At 34.6% G+C, this 24,980-nt stretch carries 18 protein-coding genes and 1 pseudogene; 16 read left to right on the forward strand and 3 right to left on the reverse strand.

Features of this window, described 5'->3' with window-relative positions:
• Nucleotides 1–110: 110 nt before the first annotated feature.
• Both CYJ72_RS09635 and CYJ72_RS09640 read left to right on the forward strand, forming a co-directional pair.
• Nucleotides 111–1,091 (forward strand): glycosylasparaginase, encoded by a 981-nt coding sequence (locus CYJ72_RS09635; protein WP_284629634.1) that lies wholly within the window; start codon nucleotides 111–113, stop codon nucleotides 1,089–1,091.
• A complete protein-coding gene (locus CYJ72_RS09640) occupies nucleotides 1,078–2,214 on the forward strand; it encodes a M20/M25/M40 family metallo-hydrolase (RefSeq protein ID WP_284629636.1) in 1,137 nt (378 codons plus the stop codon). Before CYJ72_RS09635 ends, CYJ72_RS09640 begins: the two co-directional genes overlap by 14 nt.
• Before the next feature lie 49 nt (nucleotides 2,215–2,263).
• On the opposite strand, the gene CYJ72_RS09645 is transcribed toward CYJ72_RS09640, so the two are convergent.
• From CYJ72_RS09645 to CYJ72_RS09655, 3 genes are read right to left on the reverse strand one after another with little or no spacing between them, the layout of a single operon-like run.
• Complete coding sequence (locus CYJ72_RS09645) at nucleotides 2,264–4,462, reverse strand: AraC family transcriptional regulator (RefSeq protein ID WP_284629639.1); 2,199 nt, start codon at nucleotides 4,460–4,462, stop codon at nucleotides 2,264–2,266.
• Nucleotides 4,462–5,079 carry a DUF624 domain-containing protein gene (locus tag CYJ72_RS09650; RefSeq protein ID WP_284629641.1) on the reverse strand — a complete coding sequence of 206 codons (618 nt, stop codon included), beginning with the start codon at nucleotides 5,077–5,079 and terminating at the stop codon, nucleotides 4,462–4,464. The genes CYJ72_RS09645 and CYJ72_RS09650 overlap by 1 nt, the downstream gene beginning before the upstream one ends.
• A gap of 3 nt (nucleotides 5,080–5,082) precedes the next feature.
• Nucleotides 5,083–5,568: a hypothetical protein gene (locus CYJ72_RS09655; protein WP_284629643.1), complete on the reverse strand. Its 486-nt coding sequence runs from the start codon at nucleotides 5,566–5,568 to the stop codon at nucleotides 5,083–5,085.
• Between the two features lie 151 nt (nucleotides 5,569–5,719).
• On the opposite strand from CYJ72_RS09655, the gene CYJ72_RS09660 reads away from it, so the two are divergent.
• The 14 genes and pseudogenes from CYJ72_RS09660 (at nucleotide 5,720) to CYJ72_RS09730 (ending at nucleotide 24,658) form a co-directional block, all read left to right on the forward strand.
• On the forward strand, nucleotides 5,720–6,661 hold the full coding sequence (locus CYJ72_RS09660) for an ABC transporter permease (RefSeq protein ID WP_066124229.1): 942 nt from the start codon (nucleotides 5,720–5,722) through the stop codon (nucleotides 6,659–6,661).
• A gap of 30 nt (nucleotides 6,662–6,691) precedes the next feature.
• Nucleotides 6,692–7,590, forward strand: a pseudogene (locus CYJ72_RS11610) (carbohydrate ABC transporter permease).
• Between the two features lie 3 nt (nucleotides 7,591–7,593).
• Nucleotides 7,594–8,598, forward strand: coding sequence for a family 20 glycosylhydrolase (locus CYJ72_RS09675; RefSeq protein ID WP_284629651.1), 1,005 nt, complete (start codon nucleotides 7,594–7,596; stop codon nucleotides 8,596–8,598).
• 110 nt (nucleotides 8,599–8,708) lie between these two features.
• Nucleotides 8,709–10,055 carry an alpha-L-fucosidase gene (locus CYJ72_RS09680; protein ID WP_284629653.1) on the forward strand — a complete coding sequence of 449 codons (1,347 nt, stop codon included), beginning with the start codon at nucleotides 8,709–8,711 and terminating at the stop codon, nucleotides 10,053–10,055.
• A 13-nt stretch (nucleotides 10,056–10,068) separates the two neighbouring features.
• Nucleotides 10,069–10,194, forward strand: a complete 126-nt coding sequence (locus CYJ72_RS09685) for a hypothetical protein (protein ID WP_284629655.1) — start codon at nucleotides 10,069–10,071, stop codon at nucleotides 10,192–10,194.
• 288 nt (nucleotides 10,195–10,482) lie between these two features.
• Nucleotides 10,483–11,460 (forward strand): IS30 family transposase, encoded by a 978-nt coding sequence (locus CYJ72_RS09690; protein ID WP_284629657.1) that lies wholly within the window; start codon nucleotides 10,483–10,485, stop codon nucleotides 11,458–11,460.
• 58 nt (nucleotides 11,461–11,518) lie between these two features.
• Nucleotides 11,519–13,000, forward strand: a complete 1,482-nt coding sequence (locus CYJ72_RS09695) for an extracellular solute-binding protein (protein ID WP_284629659.1) — start codon at nucleotides 11,519–11,521, stop codon at nucleotides 12,998–13,000.
• Between the two features lie 75 nt (nucleotides 13,001–13,075).
• On the forward strand, nucleotides 13,076–16,120 hold the full coding sequence (locus CYJ72_RS09700) for an alpha-mannosidase (RefSeq protein ID WP_284629661.1): 3,045 nt from the start codon (nucleotides 13,076–13,078) through the stop codon (nucleotides 16,118–16,120).
• Between the two features lie 9 nt (nucleotides 16,121–16,129).
• Nucleotides 16,130–18,361 (forward strand): glycoside hydrolase family 3 N-terminal domain-containing protein, encoded by a 2,232-nt coding sequence (locus tag CYJ72_RS09705; RefSeq protein ID WP_284629663.1) that lies wholly within the window; start codon nucleotides 16,130–16,132, stop codon nucleotides 18,359–18,361.
• Between the two features lie 30 nt (nucleotides 18,362–18,391).
• On the forward strand, nucleotides 18,392–19,771 hold the full coding sequence (locus CYJ72_RS09710) for an alpha-L-fucosidase (protein ID WP_101813153.1): 1,380 nt from the start codon (nucleotides 18,392–18,394) through the stop codon (nucleotides 19,769–19,771).
• Between the two features lie 630 nt (nucleotides 19,772–20,401).
• Nucleotides 20,402–21,262, forward strand: coding sequence for a MurR/RpiR family transcriptional regulator (locus CYJ72_RS09715; protein ID WP_284629667.1), 861 nt, complete (start codon nucleotides 20,402–20,404; stop codon nucleotides 21,260–21,262).
• A 4-nt stretch (nucleotides 21,263–21,266) separates the two neighbouring features.
• Complete coding sequence (gene murQ / locus CYJ72_RS09720; RefSeq protein WP_431606510.1) at nucleotides 21,267–22,178, forward strand: N-acetylmuramic acid 6-phosphate etherase; 912 nt, start codon at nucleotides 21,267–21,269, stop codon at nucleotides 22,176–22,178.
• Entirely contained in the window at nucleotides 22,168–23,604 is a 1,437-nt protein-coding gene (locus CYJ72_RS09725) for a PTS transporter subunit EIIC (RefSeq protein ID WP_284629672.1), read from the forward strand. Before murQ ends, CYJ72_RS09725 begins: the two co-directional genes overlap by 11 nt.
• Nucleotides 23,597–24,658 (forward strand): MupG family TIM beta-alpha barrel fold protein, encoded by a 1,062-nt coding sequence (locus CYJ72_RS09730; protein WP_284629674.1) that lies wholly within the window; start codon nucleotides 23,597–23,599, stop codon nucleotides 24,656–24,658. Before CYJ72_RS09725 ends, CYJ72_RS09730 begins: the two co-directional genes overlap by 8 nt.
• Nucleotides 24,659–24,980: the final 322 nt, after the last annotated feature.

A 24,980-nucleotide genomic window follows, 5' to 3' on the forward strand; every position in this document is an offset into this window, starting at 1 on the left:
TTATGAGCGTGTTTTCCATATTTTTTATAAATCACATATACACACTAAGTGGGTAGTCTGTTAAGATAAAATTGAGAGCATTGAAATTATTTCCAAGGAGGTTATATTAAATGTGGGGAATGATTGGTACATGGCGGATGTCACTGGAAGGGATTACCAAAGCTAGCTTACAACTAAATCAAGGAATCTCAAGTGCAGATGCTGTGGAAATCGCAATAAAAAAAGTTGAGGATTTTCCTTTCTTTAAATCAGTAGGTTATGGAGGTTTACCGAATGAATTAATGGAAGTTGAATTGGATGCCGCTTTTATGGATGGTGATAATTTTGATATTGGGGCAGTGGGTGGCATTATGGATTTTGCTAATCCAATCGCGATTGCACGTTCGTTAAGTCAATACCCTGTAAATAATTTTTTGATTGGTGATGGTGCTGAACGATACGCTAGTCAGATGGGATTCGAAAGAAAAACAATGTTGACTGAAAGAGCTAAAATTCATTATCATAATCGTTTATTTGAGGATAAGCAACAAGAATTAAAGCCTTATATCGGTCATGATACGGTTGGCATTGTCGGTCTTGATCAAGCTGGAAAATTAGTAGCAGGAACGAGCTCAAGTGGTTTATTTATGAAGAAAAAAGGTCGTTTGGGCGATTCACCAATTATTGGTTCGGGGCTTTATGCAGATAGTGAAATTGGTGCTGCAACCGCAACAGGACTAGGAGAAGATTTAATGAAAGGCGTTATTTCATATGAGATTGTAAGGCTTATGGAATCTGGACTCTCCCCACAAGCAGCCTGCGAAACAGCGGTGAACAATACGATGCAAAAGTTGACCCAAAAACGTCAAAAAGTGGGCGATCTATCAGTAGTAGCAATGGATAAATCAGGTAATTGGGGAGCAGCGACTAATATCGATAATTTTTCAATTGTAGTTGCCACCCAAACTTTATCACCGACAGTTTATTTAGTGAATAAAATAAAAGGTGGACATTGTCAAATAGAGCCGGCAAGTGCAGAGTGGTTAGATGAATATATGAAATCTCGTACCGCTCCTCTGGAAAGAAAAGGGAATTTAAATGAATTTAATTGAAGAAAAAATCATTGCGAGATGTAAAGAAATCAGACAAGAGTTAATCACTGCAATTCAACAAATCGTGCAAATACCGAGTATTAAGTCCGCACCTCTAGCTGATGCTCCGTATGGTAAAGCGATTAAACAAGCGCTAGAACATACACTCTCCTTAGCAGAATCATTTGGATTTGAAACTCAAAACATAGGAAACCAAGTAGGGTTTGCTCATTGGGGACATAATACAGAGTATATTGGCATCATGGGTCACTTGGATGTTGTGGACGTTGAAGACGGTTGGCTAGTGCCACCTTTTAGTGGGGAAATTGTTGAGGATAAGATTATCAGTCGTGGTGTTTTAGATAATAAAGGCCCCATATACACCAACTTATTCGCTTTGAAAGTAGTCAAAGAAATATGTGAAGAGGAAAATATTGACCTCCCTCTATCGATTCGTATTATTTTTGGCTGTGATGAAGAAAGCGGGTTTCATGATGTCCCACACTATCTAGCAAATGAACAGCCGCCTAAATATGGCTATACACCGGATTGTAAGTACCCACCTGTTTACAGTGAGCGCGGTCGATTGAGAGTCAAATTAAGTTCATCAATGAGTGATATGGATGTTTTCTCGAAAGTATTGACAGATTATTTCTTAGCAGCTAATGATTCAGGAGATCGTTTAGGTATCGCAACGGAACATATAGAATATGGCAAACTAGAGATAAGGGGATTTCAACTAGCTTCTGAGGATGACCTAGTAAGTTTTACCTTTTCAATTAGTTATCTACCGACCATTACGTACGATCAACTGATAAAGAACATTCAACATAAATTATCCAATTACCCGATATTAATCGAAGTCATTTCGAATTGGCAACCCGTCGTCTTTGATAAAACTCATTCTCAGATAAAAATAATGTCACAAAGCTACCAAGATGTCACTAGTATGGATGGAACACCGGTTACAACCACTGGAGGCACCTATGCTAAATTAATCCCGAATATCGTGCCCTTTGGACCTAGTTTTCCTGGACAAAAAGGGATTGCTCATCAACCGAATGAATATTGGGATTTGGAAGATATATTTCTTAATCTTGAAATATATGCGCTAACGATGTATCGTCTCGCACAATTAGGATAAAAATAAAACTTTCGACAGGATGGAGTAAATATCATTCTGCCGAAAGTTTTTATGCTTTATTTTTATATTGAGTTCTATATTGTCCAGGTGTGCAACCAAAAAAAGTTCTAAATTGTCTTGTAAAGTTTGAAGCATCTAAGTAACCGGAGTTACGAATAATATCTTTAATAGTTAATTCAGTTGACACCAGTTGTTCTTTCACATAATTGAAACGCAATTGTTGGACATACTTACTAAAAGTAATTCCAACTTTTTCCTTTAATACTTGGTTAATAGCATTAACTGAAACATCTAAATCGTCAGCTAGTTGTTCGATGCTAAAGTCAATATTACGATAATGAGCTAATATATGAGTAATAATTTCGTTATTTTGATCTTGTTCTTTCTTCTCAAGGATAGCTTGCATTTGCTCACAAATATAATTGGCAAAATCTAATAATGGTTGTTTTGCGTTATAGGGATTAAAATTAGCGCCTAATTGATCATAAATCGATTGGGGAATTTTAATCTGGTGTTCTGTAGCATATTTCATCAAGCAATTAACAATTTCGTATAAGAGTGTTTTTGACATTATTTGATTAGTAGTAGGGTATTTGGCGATTTCTATGATTTCTTCTACGGAGCTCTGACAAGTACTACTATTTCCATTTTCGATTGAATTTCTTAGTTTAATTAAATTAGTTGAGAAAATGTAATTAGCATCAGTTTCCTCTGTCTGTTCATTGATATTAAAAAATAAAATGGATTCAGATTCGTCAAATTTTGTTGAATCCTTTTCAAGTAAATACAAAGTATCTAAATAGGAAGAGTAGAAGTCTTGTATTTGATAACCGGCTCTACCAACAAGTAATGAAAAGTTTTCTAATTCTTCTTGTAACATATAGTGATATATCGTTTCACAAATCGTGGTCGGATTAATATACTTGGCATCATAATGACAAAAGATGAGTTGATATTGTTTGATAAAGCGTTCATTAACGAGAAAAGCTTCAAAGTTTTCTGTTTCAAAAGGAAATATATCATCCAATTGTTCCATTAATTCATTTGAATTGATGATGATAGTAAAATATTTTGATTGATCAAACGTTTTAAGATTCGTCATCATAAATTGTTGATCCGTTTCATTCAAGGTATTCCCTTCTAAAACACTTTTATATAAAGAATTAATATACTGATTTTTTTGTCTTTCTAATTGTAGTGATAATTCATTTTGATTTTCAATCATTAAATCAATATTACTCTGTAAGTGGCGATAGATATTCGTATCATCTGCATGAACATTTACTTCATTGGGTAAGATTGTTCGTAGACTATCGGCAATATTTTTTACTGGGCGATATTGTCGATTAGTAAAGAACCAAGAAATCCATAAGCCAACAGAACTCAAAGCAACGATTCCAAAATAAAATAGGAATTTTAAACGATTGAGAGGGGCTTTAAATGTGTTTTTATTAATTAAAGTTACGATTTTAAAAGGAACCCCTATAGTGTCGTAGCTAATAATGTAATCTTTTTCTGCGGTGAGTGTCTTATAATTTTCGTTAGCTTGATGTTGTTTCGCAAGTTGTAAGGTTTCTTCGGTTATATCTTTAGAACTATATAGAAAGTCATTTTTATGATTAAGTAGGACGATATCGTGTTCATATTCTGACGAAAAATGTTTTACAAAACGTGGTGAATTAATAAAATAGATTACTTTCCCACTTTTATAATTGCTCGTTTTTAAATTTGATATAAAAACTAATTGCGGTGTGTTGACTTTTTTGATTAGAAATAAACCATAAGCGTCTGAGTTAAGTAAGTGATTAAATTCTGCAAATGAATCTTGATCAATTCTTAATTTTTGATTCATAATCGCATCTGAATTATAGAACCCTTGGGAAGAATAGTAATATTCATCTCCTAAAGGATAATAGAGTATCATTTCATCGATATTAGAGTTAATATTAGCATATTGCTTTAATAATTCAGAAGTTTCATTCAGTATTGCTCGATTGGTTACATAATAACGAGTGAGCTTTGGATGATTGCTAATATTATTTGTCATTTGATTTAAGCTAATAATCGTATCATAAATATTATTCTCAGTTTTGAGTATGCTGTTTTTTTCATATTGTTCTAATTGTTCTTGTGTATTCACAATAAAGTAATGATGTAAAAGGAGCGATAAACAAAAGAAAGGAATAAAGAAGACAAGAATGTATGGCAATAAAAAATAAAATTTTGATTTAAAATTGCGTTTTAACATTAAGAACCTCCATTCATTTGATTTCGCTCGAGTTTTGTCACAGCTTGGTAACTAAACCAAGCAAATGGAAAGATAATTAGCGGAATCGATGCAAAAAAAGCTAGAAAAGGGAATAGTGCTAAGACAGCTAAGGCTAAGGCAGCGCCAATAATTCCCGCGATGAATTCAGGAATTGAACACAGTAAAAGAAAAAATCCTTGTTTAAGATGATTTTTTATGGATAAATCATAGCGAATAAGACTAGCAAAACTGTAAATAAAAATGCCGATTAATAGGAATAAAATAAACAGTAAAAAAAGACTTAACCATGGCCAATGTAATACCTTTAAGGTTAATAGAATTTCATAGCTAATTAATAAGATAAAGACTAATATTATAAATCCAGTTAAATTGGCGTATTTAAAATACTGTTGCCATTTTTTGGAAAATTGAGTTATTTGGGGATCCGTATCATTGTTAAAAGAATCGAAATATAAATCCCAAATGGTTGCCATGGCAGGAAATATACCTAGTACAACTCCACCTTTTAAAATATGTATTAAGGCTAAAATATGTAATTTCAAAACCGTCAAAATAAAATTACCTAAATTTACTGTTAATGTTGTTAATTTATTCATCGTCTATTCCTTCGCATAATTAAATTTTGTATTTTCCATCATACTTTCCGCTATTAACCACTGATCATTAACTTTGATAAAAGTCATACCGACTGTGGCTTCATGATTGCGATAATCGGCCTCATTGTGATTTTCACTTTGTTGTACGACTCTTAATTTGACTCTTTCAGGGGTTTGTTCAACTACATCAATTGAAATCAGTTCGATATGTAAATCATATTTTTCAAAGAAAGAGCGTATTTCTTTTTCGGTTTCCTCTCGAGCAGAGGGAATAAGTGTATTAATATAGTGATCGATGTTTTCTTCGTTTGAAGCTTTAATATTACTTCTTAGAGTAACAACGACGCTTTTGAGTGGTGTTTCGTCAACAATGTGTCCGCTTACGGGAAAATCATCTATTATTATCCTATCACTTTTTAAACTTATTAACAAACGTGGTGCGAACAACAATAATAAAAGTAGTAAGAAGATAAGTAAATATTTTTTCATGAGCCTCTCCTTTCTGCGATAGCTATATTATAAAACATTATGAAAATGGTTACAATAAAATCGATAGAATACACATGATCTTAAAAAGCACATATTGATAATATTTTGAAAGCGTTTTATGATGTTGTTATGAGAAGAAAGGGTGAAATTTATGGAACTATCACAACCAATTCGTCGTGTGAATAAAGAAAAAACGATATGGCAAAAAATTTATCACAGTCGTTATTTATACCTCTTTGCATTTCCTGCGTTTCTATATTTTTTAATCTTTGCGTATTTCCCTATGTATGGGGTTATTATCGCTTTTAAAGATTATATGCCTTCATTAGGTATTTTAGGGAGTCCGTGGGTAGGCTTTAAACATTTTCAAAGATTTTTCAATTCATATTATTTTTGGGATTTAATTAAAAATACTGTCGGCATTAATGTTTATTCATTGATTGTTGGGTTTCCATTGCCGATTATTTTGGCGCTAGCACTAAATGAAGTTAAAGATGGCTTTGCTAAAAAGTTTGTCCAAACAGCAACCTATGCACCCAATTTTATTTCTGTTGTGGTTATTTCAGGGATGATTATTTCATTCTTATCACCTTCAACCGGGATTATTAACCATTTCTTAAGTTTTTTAGGATTTGAACGCACTGCATTTTTACAAGATCCACGATGGTTTAAAACTATTTACGTTTTATCTGGTGTTTGGCAATCAACAGGTTGGGGCTCAGTCATTTACTTTGCTGTATTATCTGGTGTCGATGAACAATTACATGAAGCTGCAACGATTGATGGGGCAACTAGATGGCAACGTAATTGGTACATTAATATTCCAACCATTATTCCAACGATGGTTATTTTGTTAATTATGAATTTCGGTTCTTTAATGGCAATGGGCTTTGAGAAAATTATTTTATTACAAAACCCTTTAAATATGGAATCATCCAATGTTATTGCGACTTTTGTTTACAAGCAAGGTTTACTTGATGCACAATACAGCTTTGCCGCTGCGGTTGGCTTATTTAATGCTCTTATTAATATGATTTTACTGGTCATTGTAAATCAAATTGCTAAAAAAGTTAGTCAAACTTCATTATTCTAGAAAGGAGTGGTTTAATTGTTTGGTAAAAAAATGTTATTTAAAGACCGTGTATATTTATTTTTTGTTTACCTTTACCTATTAATTGCTTTAATACTGGTCCTATATCCATTAATTTATATATTGAGTGCTTCTGTCAGCAATCCTTATCATGTGAATTCTGGAGAGATGTGGTTATTTCCGAAAGAATTTACTTGGATGGGTTATGAAGCAATTTTTGATAACAAACAGATTTGGACAGGGTATAAAAATACTATTATTTATACTTTATTAGGAACTGCGATTAACTTAATGGTTACAATTCCTTGTGCTTATGCATTGGCAAGAAAAGATTTTTTTGGACGTAATTTTCTAATGAATTTTATGATAGTTCCAATGTTTATCAGCGGCGGGATGATTCCAACTTATTTATTAATGCGTAATTTAGGCTTGCTAGACACTATTTGGGCGATGGTCTTACCTGGAGCAGCTTCAATGTACAATATTGTTGTGACTCGAACTTTTTTGAAACAAATGTACCACGTGAATTAGAGGAAGCAGCGATTATCGATGGGTGTAATGATTTAACAATGTTTATCAAAATTATCTTACCATTATCCATGCCGATTATAGCAGTTATGGGATTGTTTTATGGTGTTGGACACTGGAATAGTTTCTTTGGTGCATTAATTTACTTATCAGACAAAGCAAAATATCCATTACAAATGATTTTAAGAGAAATATTAGTGTTACAAGATCTTTCGTCAACTGGTAGTGCCACTTCAAGTATGATGAACTCATCAATGGCAGAGTTAGCTTATTCAAAACAACAGCTAAGTGAAGTCATTAAATACGGTGTTATGATTGTTTCAACATTACCTATTATTATTGTGTATCCATTTTTACAAAAATACTTTGTAAAAGGGGTTATGGTTGGTTCACTGAAAGGATAAGTAATGAAAAAAATCTTAATGGTTGATACGGGACGCAAATATTTTAATTTCAAAGAGATGATGGCAATCCTTGATATTATGGATAAACATCGCTTTGATACTCTACATTGGCATTTTAGTGATAATGAAGGATTCCGCATTGAATGTGACACTTGTCCTGAAATGGTAGCTGAAAATCATTTATCTAAAGAAGAAGTTAAGCTGATTATGAAAGAAGCAAGTTTAAAACAGATTGAAATTTTACCAGAACTTGATAGTCCAGGTCATTTAAAACCATTACTAGAAGTACGACCTGAATTACGTCTTAAAGTAGAAAAAAGTACTCTTAGTATTCCTAATAATGCACTGGATATTACTAATCCAAAGGCAGTTGAATTGGTACTTTCATTACTAGATGAATATATCCATTTATTTAAAGAAAGCTCAGGATTTCATATTGGGGTCGATGAATTTATTGATTTTGATCAAATTTCAAGTTATCCAGATTTATATCAAGGAACAATCGAAAAGTATGGCACCCAAGCGAGTGGACTTGAACTTTATATTGAATATGTTAATCAATTAATTGAATTTGTATGCTCAAAAGGTTTGCGTCCCCATGTGTGGAGTGATGGACTTTATCGTTTAAATGATTCTGGTTTGGTAGAAGTAGACCATCGCGCTGTTGTTCATTATTGGACACGAAGGAACAAGAACATGGCACCTCTTTGTACTTTTATCGAAAAGGGACATCAGTTGGTTAACAGTAATGATAAGTATATGTATTTTGTTTTAGGTGAAAATGCGGGTTATCAATATCCTGTACCTGATAAAATCATACAAGGATGGCAACCATTACTGTTTTCAGATGACCAAATGATGCCCTTCGACCACCACTGTTTACTAGAAGGTGTTGAGTATTGTATTTGGTGTGATAAACCAAATGCTTTAACTGTGGAGGAAATTTTATTTAGATTGGATCAAAATTTAAATGCAATGAATACTGTCATTGCCAACTATAATAAATAGAATATATCTTACATATGGCCTTTGGAGATACATATTGAACTGTTGGTGTAAGCGTTTTATGATAAGATATAATATTAGATCTTTAAATATATATTACAAGGAGGGTGATTATGTCAGACTTAGTTCGTGGCGATATTGTCCAAGGTAAGGGAACAAACGAATTGGATATGAGTCAGTATCCAGAATCAAAATGGTTGCCACAAAAATTGGAATGGTTTCAAGATCAAAAACTAGGTTTCTTGATTCATTGGGGATTATATTCGCAAGCTGGTATTGTTGAATCATGGCAATTATCGGAAAAAGATGAATGGGCAAGAGAACCTAAAGCTTGGCGTGAGTCGATTGGACAATTAAAGCTAGACTATTGGAATTTAATTGGAGAATTTAATCCTACCGAATTTAATGCTGACGAATGGATGTCTCTTTTAAGTGACTGTGGTTTTAAATATGGCATTGTAACGTCTAAGCATCATGATGGTTTCAATTTGTTTAATACCTTATATAGTGAATTTAAGATTTGTGGCAAACAAAGTCCTTGTAAAATTGATTTATATCGAGAAATCATGACAGCTATTCGTCGTCATCATATGGCTGCCGGAGTATATTATTCAAAAGCAGACTGGTATAGTCCTTATTATTGGCTAGATGATGATGAGATAAAAGGACGTCATGTGAGTTATGATACAACTCAATATCCTGAAATTTGGCAACGTTATGTTGATTTCGTTCATCGCCAAATCGAAGAATTAACGACCCATTATGGGAAAATTGATTTACTCTGGTTAGATGCGGGGTGGTGTGGTGAAGGTAAAGAAGATTTACAAATGGATCTGATAGCTGAAATTGCCCGTAAACATCAACCTGAGCTCATTATGGTAAATCGAGCAATGGGTGGTCGTCATGAAAATTATGTTACTCCTGAAAGAAAAATTCCTGACTATCATCAGATACCAACGAAACCGTGGGAAAGTAATGTCCCAATTGGCAACGATTGGGGTTATGTACCAGATGATACGATTAAATCTGGTGATGAATTGATTAGGACAATGGTTGAAATTATAAGTAAGGGAGGAAATGTGTTGTTTGGAGTTGGACCGACTCCGAAAGGAACTTTACTAGCTGAAGAAGTACAATCACTGAAACGATTAGGTGATTGGATGAAAATTTATAGTGAAGGAATCTATGGAACGCGTGCACTCAAGCATTATCAACCGAATGGTCTGTATTTTTTAACTCAAAAAGATCATGCTATCAATCTGTTTATCGATAAAGCTAGATGTAATCAAAAAATGGCACTCGACGTTTTGTTACCTAGTGAATTAGTCTCTTCAGTACAAGATGTTCAAAGCTTTTCAGATGGAAAAACAATTGAATGGGATGCCCATCATATTACAATACCGGATGATGAAGCGCAATTTCCAATTTATGGCTGTAAAATTATATTAAATAAAAAATAAGGAGAGATTTATTATGAAAAAAAGTTTAGTTAAAGCAACAGCAGCAGGTTTATTATTGTCAACACTGATGAATGTACTACCCGTTAATGCAGACACCCTAACGAAATTTGAAAGTTCTAAAATTAAATTAGCCACTTAAATTGTGTATCCTCCCCATTTTTATGATTGAAAATAAAGCTGCTAGTTGCGGTTGGGAGGGGAACTATTTTATGGCTTTCAATACAACAGTAGCACTTTACTTAATGGGAGAATCGGGTAAGCTAAATGACTCGACCGAAAATTTAAGCGTAGTGCGGAAGGTCGGGGAGTGACCCCGCACCCGATTCGACGATTCAGTCAAGTGCTACGGTATAGAAAAAAGTATAGAAAAAAACATCTCAAAACGTTATTATTGTAGTAACCAAACCAAAATAAAGGACGTTTTAAGATGTATCATCATTATAATTCATTTTCAGCAGAAAGCAAGACCCGAAATAAACATTTAACCTTGGACGATCGTCATAATATTGAGCGTTGGCACCGTAGTGGTAAGTCTAATCGTGAAATTGCGCGTCTTCTAGATAAAGCCCCTCAAACGATTCATAATGAAATCAAAAGAGGGCTTGTGCTTCAACAAGTGAGAAAAGGTCGCTTCAAAAAGATTTATTCTGCTGAGTATGCTCATTCTCAGTATTTAAAACAGCGTGACAAGTGTGGCCGCAAAGTGTCACTTGATAAGGAAACCAAAGAAACACTCGTTCATTTTCTGACCGAAATGAAATATTCACCAGAAATGATCGTTCATTCTAATCTTGTCAACGTTCCTGTTTCAACGATTTACTATTGGATTCATAACGGACATTTAGGTTTAACATCGAATGACTTACTTTATCCACGTAAATCAAAGAAAAAACGTAAGAATACTAGCTCGCAATTTAGAGTGAAAGGTCAATCCATAGAAATGCGTCCGGAAGTCATTAATCAGCGTGGTGAGTACGGTCATTATGAAATTGACACCGTGATTCTAACGCGCAAGACCAATAAATGTTTACTCGTATTAACCGATCGTCGGACACGCCATCAAATTATTCGACTGATTCCGAATAAACAGGCGGCATCCGTCAATAATGCTTTATTAGATATACTCAATGAATATGCGATTAAATCAATTACTGCGGATAATGGTGTTGAATTTTTTAGACTGCATGAAGTCTTTCCTTATGAGCATATTTATTATGCCCATCCCTATTGTTCATATGAACGGGGAACAAACGAAAACCACAATCGACTAATAAGGCGGTTTTTACCTAAAGGAACAACAGATGTAACGGAATTAGAAGTAAAGAAAATTGAAAACTGGATTAATCATTATCCGAAAAGAATGTTCAACTACAAATCACCATTTGAGATGATGTACGCTGGCTAATTTAAACTTGAAATTTGCCACCCTAACGAAATTTCCTGTTTCTGAAGAGCCTTTAGAAATGAGTTTAATTGCTCCAGGTACAGGATTAGCTGAATGGAAAGATATGCCAACTTTACAAGAATATGAAAAAATGACTAATATTAAATGGGAATATATTACACCTCCAATGGCAGATTTTAGTACACGCCTTAATTTAGCATTTGCCAGTGGTGATCTTCCTAATGTTATTTTTGCAGCAGGGTCGCAAAACTTAACACGTGGGATGGAAGTAGATTACGGTTCTCAAGGAATTTTATTACCATTAGAGGATTTGTTAGCAGAAAATGCTCCAAACTTATCCAAAGTATTAGAAGAAAATCCAGATATTAAAAAATCAATCACAGCTCCGGACGGTCATATTTATAGCTTACCTTATATTAATCATAGTTCAATTAGTATTTGGCCATTAGGTCCAATGTGGTATAACGGTACTTGGTTAGAAGCACTAGGCGTGGAAGAGGTTCCGAAAACAGTTGATGAATTCTATGATTTACTAGTTCGCATGCGTGATGAAGATCCGAATGGTAATGGACAACAAGATGAAATTCCTTTAACTGATGTTAAACTAGATACTATTCGTCTATATATGATGGCTTCGTTTGGAATGAAATCACCTTCTATCGAAGAAGTTGATGGTAAAGTAAGATTTGCTCCTTCAACTGAAAATTATCGTGGTTACTTAGAATTTATGAAAAAATTATATTCTGAAAAATTATTAGACCAAGAAACCTTTATTCAATCTAATGAACAAAAGAAAGCTAAAGGACAAAATAATCAAATCGGAGTATTCCAAGACTATTTCTCATACTTTACATTAGGAGAAAACGAAAAAGAAGCGATGAATGATCCAATGTTCCAAACATTGACAAGCGAATTTTCACCTGAAACGCTAGCTGTTGCCAGTCCGCGATTCTCAACAGGTACATTCGCAGTGACGAATCAAGCTAAAGATCCTGCAGCTGCCGTTAGATGGGTTGATTATTTCTATTCAGAAGATGGATATGAATTCATTAATCAAGGACCAGAAGGTTTCCTATGGAATAAAGGACAAAATGCCGCAGGTGATGAGATAAAACTCTTTAATGAAGAGAATGTCGATGTTGAAAAAGCTGAAGATTATCGTGGTACCATCACACCAGCTTATGGTATTTTAGTACCAGTTTATGAAACAGACTTAACAGCGATTAAGGTGAATCCTGAGGATCCAGATGTCACTGAATTCACAGAATTCTTACGTGCAGAAACGGAAGAGAAAGTAACACCATATGCTGAAGTTCCATTCCCAATCACTTATTTAACAAAAGATGAACAAGATCAAATTAGTATGAATGCAACGGATATCTCGACTTATGTCACTGAAATGGAAGCCAAATTCATTACTGGAACAGTTGAATTGAATGATGATACTTGGGCAGATTACTTAAAAACTTTAGAAAAAATGGGAATTGAAGACTATGTGAAAGTTTACCAAGGTGCTTATGACCGTTGGGCAAATTCATAAGAGTCGATAATAAATAATTAATAGCCTCTGGTTTCATATTCCAGAGGCTATTGTTCTAAGCATATGGAGGATTTTATGTTTGAATTTGAATATATAAGAAAACAATATTATAAATTAGCTAATTTTATCAAAAAAGAAGAATATCCAATTCATAATGTTCGATTAGTTAAGGGCGATTTAAATGAAGATTATGTTTTAGGAACTTATTTTGGACAAAAAAATAGTTATTATACTTTGTTATCTGAAATTAAGATTCCGCAATTAGATGTTGGCGAAACATTCTGGATTGAAGCCTATTCCTCTCTAAAAGAATGGGATAATAGTACCAATCCACAGTTGAAATTATATTTAAATGAAGAGCTAGTTCAAGGATTAGATGTAAATCATCGTCATACTGTCGTTCCAGAAAAGTTTTGGGGACAAAAGGTTTCATTGCGATTAGAAATCTTTAGTGGACGAGAAGAAAAGCAATTCCCAATGTATATAAAAGCGTATAAAATTGATCAAGCTACTTATAATACTTATTGGGATTTTAGAGTGGCGGTTGAAGCTTGGCAAGCGATTGAAGAAGATTCTTATAAATTGATTTATCAAGAAACATTATTGAAATGTACTAAGCTATTGGATTTTCGCCAAGTTTATTCTGATGATTACTACCAGCGTTTAGAAACCATTCAGTCGATTTTACAATTGAATTTATATCAAAAATTCAAGGAATTGTCATCAGTGGATGTCTATGCAATAGGTCATACACATATTGATTTGGCATGGCTATGGACATTTCAGCAAGCGATTGAAAAGGGGGAACGTAGTTTTTCAACGATTTTAAAATTTATGGAAGATTATCCTAATTTTACTTTTATTCAAAGCCAGCCGCAACTGTATCAAGATATTAAAGAACAGTATCCAGAACTATATCAATTGATTCAAACCCAAATTAAAGAGGGAAGATGGATACCTGAAGGAGCGATGTGGGTTGAAAGTGATACTAATTTAATTTCAGGTGAGTCCATGGTTCGACAATTTTTATATGGAAAACAGTATTTTAAAAATGAATTAGGAATTGAAAGTAAAATCTGTTGGTTACCGGATGTATTTGGTTATTCACCAACACTGCCACAAATCATGGCTAAAACCAATACTCCGTATTTTATGACCACCAAATTATCATGGAATCAAATGAATCAAATACCAAATGATTCTTTCACTTGGAAAGGATTAGATGGAAGTGAAGTGTTAGTTCATTTTATACCGACAGTTAGTGTCGGTTATAGTCCTACACCATTTTATACCACCTATAATGGTATGTTAGATCCGTTAACTTTAAAGAAAAGTTGGGATCGTTATATCAATAAAGATAAAAATAACTTTATTATGAATGCCTATGGATATGGTGATGGTGGGGGAGGGCCGACTATCGAAATGCTGGAAACAGCAAAAAGATTAGAAAATGGATTACCAGGAATACCAAAAGTGAAGAATAGTAACGCACTTGATTTTTTTGAAAATTTGGAAAAATCGAGTGAGAAACAAAACTTTAATACATGGGTGGGTGAGCTTTACTTTGAATATCACCGTGGTACTTATACTTCTATCGGTAAAATAAAGCGTCAAAATCGTTTTGCGGAATTTTACTTACAAAACATTGAAAAACTGTATACTCTTTATAAATTGGAAAACTATCCAAAATCAGCATTAGAAAATTTATGGAAAATCGTTTTAAAGCATCAATTTCACGATGTCCTACCGGGGAGTTCCATTCAAGAAGTTTATGATGAAGCGGATTCTACTTTCGAAAAATTATTTGCATCATTTGAACAATTATACAACAATCTATTTCCCTCTCCTGAGGAAAAGAATGATTTAATAATCTTTAATCCTAATGGAATTTCACAAAATGGCTATATTCAATTAAAGGAATCAACAGGAAGTCTACTTCTAAATGGCCAAAAAGAGTTAGAAAGTCAACAGTTGACAACTCACGAACGCTTATATTATTTACCTAACTTGAAACCATTATCCACTGTAAAAGTAGGGCTGGAAGAAACGAAATCGGAAGAAGCGGATTCAAGATTTAAATATAATGACAAAACCCGTCAATTAGAGACTCCTTATTATTGTGTTGAATTTGATAAAGATTACCAAATTATTAGTTTATATGATAAAGAAGTGCAGCGTATGGTGAATGTCGATCGAGGTTTATTAAATGAGTTAGTGGTGTATGAGGATATCCCGATGGATTATGATGCATGGGACATCGATATCTATTATCCCTATAAACGTTGGACTATTCGTCATTTAAACAGTGTAAAAGTAAAAGAAAACGGATCCTTAATATTTAGTCTCCTTATTGCACGACACTATCAACATTCTACTATCCAACAGGAAATGATTTTTCATGCATATTCAAGAAGAATTGATTTTAAAACAGAAGTGGATTGGCAAGAAAACCAACAGTTATTAAGGGCAGAATTTAATGTGGATATACATACATATGAAAGTACCCATGACATTCAATTTGGAAATATTAAGCGTCCAGTACATCGAAATACTAGTTGGGATATTGCCAAGTTTGAAACGTGTGCTCATAAGTGGATTGATTTATCAGAAGAAGATTATGGTTGTGCACTAATGTCAGATTGTAAATATGGTTACAATACTGAGTATCAAAAATTAGGAATATCTTTAATTAAGTCACCTATTGATCCCTACCCAAAAGCAGATATTGGTTATCATCAATTTTCTTATAGTTTGTATCCGCATCTAGGTGATTGGAAGAATTCCGATGTTGTAGCAGAAAGCTATCAGTTAAATAATCCATTGGTTGTTTTACCGGTTGCTAAGAATCAGCAGATACAGTCTCCACCAATTGAATTTGATAATGATGCGATAATAATTGACACATTAAAACAGTCAGAAGATGGAAAAGGGATTATTGTACGACTTTTTGACTTTAAAGGCCGTCGGAGCAAATTGAATGCTAAGGTTATCTCTTCATTTACTAAAGTTTATGAATGTAATTTACTTGAAGAAATTGAAACCGAATTAAGGATTGATTCAAACAATCATTTTATGTGTGAAGTAAAGCCCTATGAAATCAAAACAATTAAATTAATATAAGGTGGTCTTATGATAAATCGATTATTAAAAGAAATGACACTTCGCGAAAAAGTAGGACAACTGAATCAAAAATTGTATGGTTGGCATGTCTTTGAAAAAAATAATGGGAAAGTGATTCTAACCGAAACGTTTAAAAAAGAAGTAGAACGCTGGGGCGGCTTAGGTTTTATTTATGGTGTCTTTCGCGCAGACCCATGGTCAATGATGGATTTTAAGCACGGACTGACGAAAGAAGAATCATGGTATTTAAGCCATGATATTCAAAAATATTTGAAAGAGAATACACGTTTAGGCATTCCAGTACTGTTGAGTGAAGAGTGTCCTAATGGACATCAGGGACTTTACTCGACTAGCTTTCCAGTTAATTATAGTGTTGGAGCCAGTTGGAACCCCACACTTTATCAAAAAGCACAAGAAATCGTGGCTAAAGAAATACGTATGACCGGTGCACATATTGGTTTAATTTCTACTCTAGATGTATCTAGAGATCCTCGTTGGGGCAGAACTGAAAAATGCTTTTCTGAAGATGCTTATTTAACAGGCAGTTTTACAAAAGCCGCTTTGAGAGGACTTCAAGGGGATAATTCTGAACGATTGGGACCTGATAAGATATTGGCTACTTTGAAACATTTTGCGGGACAAGGTGCGACTTACGGTGGTCATAATGCAGGGCCAACTGGTATTGGGGAACGAGAATTATATGAAATTCATTTATTGCCCATGAAATATGCTATTGAAGAAAATGTTCAACTAACGATGGCTGCCTATAATGATATTGATGGCATCCCGTGTCATGGTAACGAGAAGTTATTAAATTCAATGCTTCGAGATAGATTAGGTTATGAAGGAGCTGTAATGTCTGATGGTGTTGCATTAGAACGTCTAGTTTCACTCGTGGATGGCAATCGTGAATTAGCAGCTGCTTGGGCTTTAAAAAGCGAGGTAGATATTAGTCTCTGGGATAATGTTTTTACCTATTTAGAAGGTGCAATTGAAAAGAAATACCTTGAGATGGAGAGTTTAGATCAAGCGGTTCTAAGAGTTTTAAAATTAAAAGAAAAATTAGGCTTGTTTGCCTCCCCAACTCCGAAAATTACAGGATATGATATCCGAGAATCACGTGAAATCAATAAACAACTAGCACAAGAATCAATGGTTTTATTAAAAAATGAAAACAATATTTTACCGATTGATGTTAATAAAATAAAAAAAATAGCAGTTATTGGTCCTAATGCAGATGCATCTTATAATCAGTTAGGGGACTATACACCCTATAAAGAAGACGAAACTGTGTCTACCATTTTACAAGGCATTAAGGATCATCTTAAAGGCTCTCCCGTTGAAGTATTATATGCTAAAGGCAGTATGATATCATTCGGTTCTACGGAACTGATAGAACAAGCAAAAGAAATTGCTGCACAGGCTGATTTTATTATTCTTGCTTTGGGAGGAGCCAGTGCGCGTGATTTTTCAACTCAATTTGATGAAAATGGAGCAGCCTTAAGTGGCTCTAGTGAAATGACGAGTGGCGAGAATATTGATTTGGCTGATGTTGAATTACCATCATGCCAAAAAGAATTAGTGAATGAGATTTATAAAATTAATAAAAATATCATTGTTGCCTTAATTCAAGGACGACCTCATATTATTAAGGAAGTTGAGTCAAAAATCAAAGGTCTCTTTAATCTAGGATACCCTGGTGAAATGGGAGGGATAGCCTTTGCTGAACTCTTGTTTGGTGAAGTGTCTCCAAGTGGTAAATTAGCAATGAGTATCCCATTATCAAATGGTTCTTTACCAGTTTATTATAACTATAAAGATAATCATCATAAGTATGCTTATATTGATCAAGAAGAACGTTATGCTTATCCGTTTGGTTATGGCTTAACTTACTCAAAATTTGAACTTCGTGACGTTAAAGTTAGCGATAAAATCATTGAGGAAAAGTATCAAGTAGAAATAACAGGACAACTTGCCAATATCGGTGAATTCGATGCTCACGAAGTCGTTCAGGTTTATATTCGAGCTCATCATTTAAAAGTCATACCACGAGTCAAAGAACTGAAAGGGTTTAAGAAACTATTTGTTCCCAAAGGAAAACAGGTTTCGTTTTCCATTACATTAAATGAACTGGAGTTAAGCGGATTGGATGAAAATCTTGAGGAACGTCGTTACTCAAAAGTAAAAGTCATAGTTGAGTGTCAAGAGACTATAATTGAAAAGAATATAAAGTTTAATTAATGTCAAAACTAGGAGGTGACGAATAACCCTATGGGAAGAAAAATTGAGGATGTAATAAAAATTGTACCTACAGAGCGACAATTAAAGTGGCAACAATTAGAATTTATTGGTTTTATCCATTTTGGAATCAATACGTTTTATAATGCTGAATGGGGACAGGGCAATGAAGATATTAGTTGTTTTAACCCCAAGAGATTAGATGCTGAACAATGGGTTCGCGCTTTAAAAGCTTCTGAAATGAAAGGTATCATATTAACTTGTAAACATCATGATGGATTTTGTTTATGGCCCAGCCAGTATACTTCACATACTATCGCCAATACACCCTATAAAGATGGTAACGGTGATATCGTAAAAGAAGTGGCAGATGCTTGTAAAAAATATGATATGAAATTTGGAGTTTATCTTTCTCCTTGGGATATGACTGAATCAAGCTATGGTACAGGAAAAGAGTATAATGAATTTTTTGTTAATCAACTTACCGAGTTATTGACACAATACGGTGACATTTTTGAAGTTTGGTTTGATGGCGCGAATGGTGAAGGACCTAATGGAAAAACGCAAGAATATGATTGGTTAGGTTATTATCAAACTATTCGCCAATTACAACCGAATGCCGTCATTGCGATTATGGGACCAGATGTTCGATGGATAGGAAATGAAGCAGGCGTCGTAAGAAATAATGAGTGGAGTGTGGTACCGGAAGCGTACTCAGATCCATCCTATACCGCTAGTCACTCCCAACAAGAAGATGATAAGGAATTTGCTCAAACTTATCGACATGAAGATGCTGATTTAGGTAGTCGTTCTGTCATCATGAATTATCCAGGTAAATTAATCTGGTATCCAGCTGAAACAGATACCTCGATAAGACCAGGATGGTTCTATCATCCTGATCAAGACTCACAAGTAAAAAGTAGTGAAGAACTATTTAACTTATATAAAAAGTCAGTTGGCGGTAATAGCGTCTTATTATTAAATGTCCCCCCTAACAAAGAAGGATTAATTTCTGAAGTAGATGCGCAAGAATTGGCAGGATTAGGTGAAAAAATAAGGCAACTAAAAATAAATGACAAAACATTTCCTATTCATTGCGGGAAGAATATTTTGTATAAAGATGATTGCCAATTTAAATTTGTTGAATCCAATGAATTAATTATTGAAGTTGAAGAAACCCAAGATATTCGTTATTTAATCATCCAAGAGGATATTACGAAAGGACAAAGAGTCGAAAAATTCTTAGTTGAAATTGTTAAAAGAGATGGAGAAGTAATAAAATTATCTTTTGGAACTATTGGCTACAAAAAAATCATTGATTTGCAAAAGGGGATAAGAGTTTCTAGTATCAGGATAATATTTGAAAATTATCGTGGGAAAAAAATCTATTTAAAAAGAGTTAGTGTTAGTTAAGTAATAATGTCAATTTCCTATATGAATAGAATTAAACTATAATAGAAAATAGGAGTTGGTTTCATAATTTTATTCTTTAGTAAAATTATTTAGTCAGTGCTTAGGTGATTTTAGCAAGGTTCTGTCAATTGCTTAATTCTCACTTAGCAATATGTGATGGGCATTAAGAGGCTAGGCAAAAACTTTTTTAATTCTTTTCAGGCATATCTATTTAATTCAAAGCGCAGTGGTTGAGTGGCCTCAAACTGCGCTTTAATGAGATTGAACATAAATTTGAAAAAATCAGTCAAGTCATTGCTCGATACTTAAAAGCGCAGTGGTTGAGTGGCCTCAAACTGCGTCTTAATGAGATTAATCATAAATTTGAAAAATTCAGTCAAATTAGTTCTTATAAATTCAAAGCGCAGTGGTTGAGTGGTATCAAACTGCGTCTTAATGACTTGTTTGATACCTACTCAACTGTGCGGGGGTGAACAGACGAAGTGAAAATCATTCGCTTTTCAACTTCTGGTCCACTCCCTCTTGCTCATCCTTTTCTCTTACCCAAATAATACAGTTTGTGGTACAATGTACCATGATTGAAGCGTTTTATAGTAATAAAATTCCATGCAGATTATAATGGAGGTAAGAATGAGTAATACATTGACAAAATTGAGAGTTTATCGGCCAACAGCCAGTCAAACAGAGCGATCGATTATCGACTATGTTTTAAAGAATCCATTGAAAGTAGGAGACATGAGTATTCATCAATTAGCTGAAGCGACATTTTCCTCTCCAACTTCGATTATCCGACTATGCAAAAAGATTGGATATGACGGGTATAAATCTTTTAATAAGGAATTGCTTTATGAACAAGCGGTGCGAGAGAATGTCTTTGAATTAGATAATCATGTCTTTAATCAAAATGATAATTCTAGTGAATTGATTCAAAGTGTGATTTTGAATAACTTATCAATATTAAGAGAACTAACATTTTTAATTTCGGATTCATTGATTGACCAATGTGTGAGTGAAATTGAAAAAGCGAATAAAATAGTTTTCTTCGGCATCGGCGCTTCGCTAATCGTCGCAAAAGACGCGCAGATGAAGTTTGCTAGAATTAATAAGATGGTTCATGTATCGGAAGATTGGCATACGCAACTGTTAATGGCACGGAATATGAATGCCAATGATTTAGCTTTTGCCATTTCTTATTCAGGTGAAACAGATGAAGTCATTAAATGTGTGCAAGAAGCTAAAAATTTAGGGGCAACGATTATCACCATGACGAAAGAAGGCAACTCACGATTAAGTCAATTATCTACTTATCCTTTATTTGTTCCTAATAGTGAAATAGGAATGAGAAGTGCAGCCATGTCATCAAGAATTGCTCAAATGACTTTAATTGATGTTATCTTTTCTAGTTATTTACATAATATTTATGATGAGGGCATTTTGATGATTGAACGGACGAGAATTTTGAAAGGAGATGAAACACTTGATCAATCTTGATGGAATGAGCACCGAAACTAGAAATCCTAATACGATGCATTTGGATGAAATGTCGATTCATGAAATATTAACCATAATGAACGAAGAAGATCAAAAAGTGCCTCTAGCCATTAAAGCAGTACTACCACAAATTGAACAAGCCGTTACCGTAATCGATCAAGCATTTAAGAAAGGAGGACGATTAATTTATATAGGTGCTGGAACCAGTGGACGACTTGGTGTGTTAGATGCTGCAGAATGCGTGCCCACATTTGGGACCTCCCCAGAAATGGTTCAAGGCTTAATTGCTGGTGGTCAAGAGGCGATGATGTTTGCGGTAGAAGGAGCAGAAGACAGTCAAGAAATGGCGAAAGCCGATTTGACGGCTATCGAATTAAGTGCAGACGATGTAGTAGTAGGGATTGCCGCTAGTGGCCGAACCCCTTATGTAATTGGCGGATTGAATTATGCTAATCAGGTAGGAGCACATACGGTTTCGATTGCCTGTAACAAAGAAAGTGAGATCGGAAAAGTGGCTAAAATCGTGATCGAAGCGGTGCCAGGACCAGAAGTCTTGACCGGTTCAACTCGATTAAAAGCCGGAACGGTTCAAAAATTAATTTTAAATATGTTATCCACCGTTTCAATGGTAAAACAAGGTAAAGTTTATCAAAATTTGATGGTAGATGTTCAAGCAACAAATGAAAAACTGGTTCGCCGTTCACAAAAAATTGTTTGTGAAGCAACAGGAGTCAGTCTTGAAGTAGCCCAACAAACTTTAACCGAAAGCAAAGGCGATGTTAAGACAGCTATTCTAATGATCATATTAGATATTGACTTTGATAAAGCAAGGAAATTATTAGAAAAATCAGAAGGACATATTAGAGAAGCAATTCGTTTAAACAATACGAATGGAGGAAATGAAAATGGCAAGTAATGCTGAGTTAATTAAACAAATAGTAGAAAAAATAGGTGGCGAATCGAATATTGCCTCTGTTACTAACTGTATGACGCGTTTAAGAATCACACCTAAAAATCGAGAAATAATCGATTTTGAAGGTTTAAAAAATATTGAAGACGTGATGGGGGTTGTCGATGCGGATACTGTACAAGTGGTAGTAGGACCAGGAAAAGCACGTAAGGTAGCCGATGAAATGATCGAAACCTACAAATTTAAATCAAGTCCTGAATTAAATATTGATGAATCAAATGAAGATTGGAAATTAAACAAACAATCCGTTAAATCAAAACAACATAAAAGTAAATTAAAACAAGCATTAGAACTTATTGCTAATATCTTTATTCCATTAATTCCAGCTATTATTGCAGCCGGTATTTTCCAAGGCTTTGGTAGTTTACTTGGTCAATTGATTACGCAAGGAACTTTAAGTGGCGATTTCTGGGAAGGTACTAGAATTATCTTCTCACTAATCGGGACCAGCTTCCTAGGATACTTTGCTATCTATACTGGTATTAATTCAGCGAAACAATTTGGAGCAACTGAAGCGCTAGGTGGAATGGTTGGAGCAATGTCGATTGCGGCTCCAATCGTAGAATTCTCAACATTGCTTGGTTTATATGATGCGGAAACACCATTAAACTCAATCTTAACGACCGGTAAAGGGGGAATTATTGGGGTAATCTTAGGTGTTTATATCCTATCACGTATTGAAAAAGCAATGCGTAAAGTGGTTCCAGATGTATTAGACTTAATCGTCACACCTGTTGTAAGCTTATTATTGACTGCTATTATTATGGCATTATTAGTAATGCCAGTGTCAGGTTTCTTATCTGATTGGTTAGTTAAATTCTTAAATATCTTTATTGCATCGAATAACCCAATCATTAGCGTACTATCAGGTTATATTTTATCAGCTGTATTCTTACCAATGGTATTATTAGGATTACACCATGGATTGATTCCGATCTATGCGATTCAATTAGAACAAATGGGTGGTGTATCGCTATTCCCAGTATTAGCGATGGCCGGTGCTGGACAAGTAGGAGCAGCCATTGCTATTTACCTAAAAGCAAGACAAACGAAGGATGAAAGACTACAAAAAGTCATTGCCGGTGCCTTACCAGCAGGATTTTTAGGAATTGGTGAACCCTTAATTTATGGGGTTACTTTACCTTTGGGTAAACCATTCATCACAGCAGGATTAGGTGCAGGATTTGGTGGTGCGTATGCAATGTTGATGGGCGTTAGAGCGACTGCATGGGGACCATCCGGTTTAGTAGCCTTACCATTAATGACTCCAAGTACCATGATTCATTATTTCATCGGTTTAGTTATCGCTTATATTGGTGGCTTTGTGGTAACAAGCATTATGATTAAACCAGAGGACTTAACGAATGCATAAGCCACTTGGCTTTTCCATCTACGCTAGCCATTTTGAAGAGCAAAAGCAATGGTTAACCCAATTAGCGATCAAGGAACGAAGAGTATTTACCTCCTTGCATATCCCCGAAGAGGTATCCAGTAACTATGCTTCAAAAATTAAAACAATGCTAGCGTGGTTGAAAAGCGAACAATTTTATGTCATTGCCGATGTCAGTCACCATATACTAAAGTTTTTAAACGTGAAAAATTTAACTGAACTCGTTGAAGCATACCCGATTGATAACTTAAGAATTGATTTTGGAATTAGTTATGAGGAACTTGCAACATTACCACGGCATATCGATTTAACCATCAATGCCTCAACCCAGCAAAAACAAAGGGAAGAAATTTTACGTTTGAAAGATCAATTAGGTCATAAAATAATGGTCATGCATAATTTTTATCCTCGTCCCGAAACAGGACTCGATATCGAACAGTTTGTAGCCATCAATCAAACTTTCAAAAATGATGGTTTTGAAGTGTTAGCCTTTATCGCTGGCGATAAAGCAAAACGTGGACCGCTTGCTTTAGGACTACCAACAGTAGAAGTCACACGTCATTTACCACCAGTTTTGGCCTATCGACAACTCCTTGAATGGGGTGCGGACGCGGTATTTCTAGGAGATCTTGCATTATCAACGCAACAACTTGAAGCAATTGATAATTATGTCAATCAAGATGTGATGGATTTACCAGTGAACCTCGAAGAATCTTATACATGGTTATATAACCGAGTACTAACCATTCGCTTGGATTCACCGAAAATGCTGTTGAGAGTATCCGATTTAAGAGAAAACTTGGTTGCCAATACCTATCAGCCAGATAAAAATTCTCAAAAACGGGACAAAGGAAGCATCACTATCGATAATGATAAATATGGACGCTATGAAGGAGAATTACAAATACTAGGCAGAGATTTACCAGCCGACGACAAAGTCAATGTCATTGGGAGTCTTGCTAGTGATTATCATTCTATTTTTGACATAGATAATAGTGGACAGAAAGTAAGGTTTAGAAGAGTAAAAGACATTTGACAGTTGAATGAGGCTGGTCCAAAACTTGATAAATTCAGTGAAGTTATTGTTCGTTAATTATCAGCGCGGTGGGTGAGCGGTATTGATTGGTGGATTAAAGACGCTGAGCAAAGACTTGATAAAATCAATCAAGTTACTGTTCATTATGTATCAGCGCAGTGGTTGAATGGTATCATACTGCTTCTTAATGGCTTGGTTGATATATATTCAATTGTTTGCGACTGTGTATATTTAGTTAAGCTATCATGTAAATTTTGATGACTGAGAAGGCATCGGAGTACATGGTGGCTTTTATGCATTCTCAGTTACTGTAAAGGAGTAT

Origin of the sequence: Globicatella sanguinis (assembly GCF_002847845.2) — a bacterium.
Classification (GTDB): Bacteria; Bacillota; Bacilli; order Lactobacillales; family Aerococcaceae; genus Globicatella; species Globicatella sanguinis.